Annotated in this window: 1 protein-coding gene; it reads right to left on the reverse strand. The window is 43.0% G+C overall.

All coding sequences use genetic code 11. The features are described from left to right. On the reverse strand, window positions 1-3,889 hold a 3,889-nt coding region (locus NWQ57_RS08610), incomplete at both ends, for an ATP-binding protein (RefSeq protein WP_306021739.1).

Here is a 3,889-nt window from a genome sequence, read left to right on the forward strand (position 1 = left end):
GACAAACTTTCATAACCAGTACCGTAGGCGATTTCACTTAAACTAAGTTGATTTTCATTGATTAATTTAAGTGCAGTTTGCATGCGTATTTCCGTGATGAATTGACTCACTGTTTGCTGACATTCTTCCTGACACTTACGACTTAGTGAACGGCGACTCATTGCCATTGACTCAGCTAATTGGTCAATAGAAAACGCGGAGTCAGTTAACTGTGCGAGGACTTTTGTGCGCATTTTAAGTGAAAATGGATTGACTTCGATTGTTTGAATTCTCGCTTCAGTCAGTTCACTTTGTAGTTTTTGGCGGATCATCTTACGTGTTTTAATTAAACCGTCGACACGTGCGATGAGTTCCGATGTATCGAAAGGTTTAGTTAAGTAGTCATCTGCCCCCGATTGCAAGCCCTCAACGGCATCACGTTTAGCCGCCTTAGCACTGAGTAAAATCAAAGGGATCGTGTTGGTGAATTTATTTTTTCGAAGCTCGCTCAACATGGTAATACCGTCCATTTTAGGCATCATTACATCTGATATGATCAAATCAGGTAAAAGAGCCCTAGCTTTTGCTAGGCCCTCTTCACCATTACATGCCTGAATAATACGGTAGTAACCTGATAGTTTTAACGCAATAAATTGACGTAGCTCGATATTATCATCCACCACCAACACGGTAGTAATATCGGTATCGTCCTGTTCGTTAGGCGACGAAGATTGTGTTTGAATCTCGGAAGAGTCACCAAAGGCCGCAACACTTGGCAAAATAGCGATGTGTTCAATTAGTTGAGTGGGCTTAAAATGCTCAGCACCACGTTTTAACCACAAGGTAAAACAGCAGCCGTTATCCACTTGGCTATCGAGAGTGACTTGGCCATGATGAAGTTCAATTAATTCTTTTACTAATGCCAAGCCCAAACCCGTACCGGGCTGACTCACATGTTCGGACTTTTGTCCTTGAAAATAGCGTTCAAATATTCGGGTTTGCTGCTCAAGATCTATACCGGTACCGTTGTCACTGACAGCGATACCGACTTGATGGGCTTGCTCTTTCAGACTCACGGTAATATGGCTGTTTGCACCACTATATTTAATTGCGTTTGACAATAAGTTGGCGATACATTTATCCAATTGGTCGCGATCGAAAAACACCATGACGGGGTTCTCACAGTTTTCAACCAACAACGTTTGCCCCTGCTCTGCTGCCCAATTTTCAAAACGCATTACAATTTGGTTGATTAATTCAGCCACATCGTATTGACCAATTCTCAAAGGAAATTGCCCTATATTTAAGCGATTAATATCCAGAATATGCCCGACCAAATCGAGCATTTTTTTGGCATTTCGTAAAGCGGTGTTGATTGGAGAGGCGAGTGCTATATCAAGCAGCGGATTTTCATGTAAAACGCTTTGCAAAGGCGCAATAGTCAAAGTAAGTGGGGTACGAAATTCGTGACTTACATTGTTAAAAAAGCGCTCTTTCAATACCTGTTGCTGTTCTAACTCATCCACTTTTTGTTTAATTTCTTGGGTGCGCTGAGCCACTGTGTTTTCAAGAAGTAAGTTACGCTGGCGTAAACTAGCGGTGCGCCAACGCTGAGTCAGCCAGCCACTAAGGGTCAACAACATCAATAACAGCACTCCATAAACGAACCACGCTAATGGGCTGAAATACCAAGGATACGCCACTGAAAATGGCAGACTTGATGTGTAAATTTTACCCCAGGGATCGCGGGCTTCAAGCTGAAAGTCATAGTCGCCACCGGCCAACAAAGTGAAGTCCTTATTGTGCTCGTCACTCCAGTCACTCCAACGATCTTGACCACTGCCCAATAACCGATGGCGATAGGCGGTGGCCTTTAATATATTTGCATTACTTAAGGCAAAATAAATACGAATAGAATTATTTTTCTGGGATATTCGCGCTAAGCTCGCTTGCTCAAGCAGGCCGCCGTATAGCTCGATTTTATTGTCTAGATAGAGCACTTTACGGATATGTAACTGGGCAGACGGCGCTTCTCTTTCAGTCAGTTCGATATTGGCGCGATACACTTCGCCGGAGCCTTGGGCGAACCACACTGTGTTGTCACCTCGACTTAAAAAATCTTTAAATCCATTGGCAGCAAAAGGTTTAAAAAGTGAATCATGACGATGCCACTTGCCCTGATCAGTTTGTGTTATATATCCCGTAGCTTGTGCAATTCGATACCAAAGGCGTTGCTTTTCGTCTTGGTAAAGTCGAAATATATCTTGGCCTTTAGTAGTAAAAATCGAAGGTAAAGTCGACATAAATTGTAAACTGGCTGGACTATTTTGCTGGTAAACCATAGCGCCATCACCAGTGCCAATTACAAGTTTTGAGCCGAGTTTAAATGGCATGACATTACCCGCAGCCAAGCCATTTTCAGCAGTAAACTGTCTTATAGTTAACGGTTTGTCAGTAAATTGCGCATTTTCAATGCGATACAACTTTTGATTGGGAGTGCCAGCCCATACCACACCGCTTTCTTCAATTTCGATAAATTCGAGAGAATCTTGGGTCTGTTCAATCTGTTTGCTGCGCCACTGCCCTTCCCTTAATTCAAGATGAAATAAGCCCTGATAACTTGTCACAAATATCGTATCGCTGACAGGATCAACAGCAAGGGCGTATGCCAAACTGATGGGCAAAATATTAGCAAATTGTACTTCAGTCGAGTTGAGTGGACGGGCGAATACACCACCTTGACCTGAATACAAAAGGTAGCCATGGTATTCGAGTACATCAAAATTAATGCTTTTGCTGGCTATTAGGGCTTCAAAACGAGCCGGGGCTAAACTTTGCGATTGTTGTTCAAGCTGAAAAAGTCCATCACCCGCTGCGACAACTTTGCCATTGACCGAGCTGAGTCGGTCAATAATGGTGGCGCTATTACCTACTCGATAAATACTGTATTTGTGCGGAGGCACAAACTTTACAATGTTCGGCGTTCCGGCCAGCCAAATATCATGGTAGTCGTCTTCTATTACGCTATACCAGCTATCTGTACCGAGATTGTCTCCTTCTTGATAATGGCGCAAAAGCTCAAGTTGTTCATTGAGGATAAATATTCCACTGCGCAAAGAAACTAAGTAGTAATACCCATCTGATGCTTGAATAGCATGATAAAGATGGACGTCTTTACCCAGTTGCTCTGCGTTAAGTATTTTGGTTAATTGCTCCGCCCGTTGCTGGTATATGCCGTGACTAGCGGTTACCACCACCAACTTTCCCGCTTTGTTGTAAAAAATCTGACGTACATAGGCCTCTGGCGCTATGCGATATTCGGTGATGCGTTGAGTAAATGCTAGCGATACAGACGAGTCATCAATGCTCAGATGAGAAATAAAAGGCTGATTTGCTGTTTTAAACATAAAACCATCATCAAGAGCAAAAATTCGGTGTTTGCCGCCCGACAGTTCATTAATAATATGTACACGATTACCATCCCAAAAATACACATTTTGGTTGCTGATAAAAGCCACGCCGTGTTTATTCGCGGCGATGGACCAAATTTCTCCGAACTGGCGTTGCTCGGGCGTCCAATCAGAAATTAATGAGGTGTAGGTCAAACGACCATGTTCATCTGGCCGATAAACACCCAAATCATCAATCGTTCCGACATACAAACCACCGTCCTGCCACTGTAATAGAGCGCGTACTCGAGTACTATTGGGCGTTAAATATTTTTGCCATTGTTCTCCGTCCCACTCTGTGATGCCAGTACCAGTACCGACGTACATAAGGCCATTTTTAGCTTGAATAACGCACCAATTTTGATCACTACCACCATGCTCTTGCATGGTAAAAATACGGGAAACGGGTAAACCAATTTCACTGTATTCATTCGCATAAATTAACTGTATTTGTAATAACA

This window comes from Paraglaciecola sp. (genome assembly GCF_030730205.1).
Lineage (GTDB): Bacteria > Pseudomonadota > Gammaproteobacteria > Enterobacterales > Alteromonadaceae > Paraglaciecola.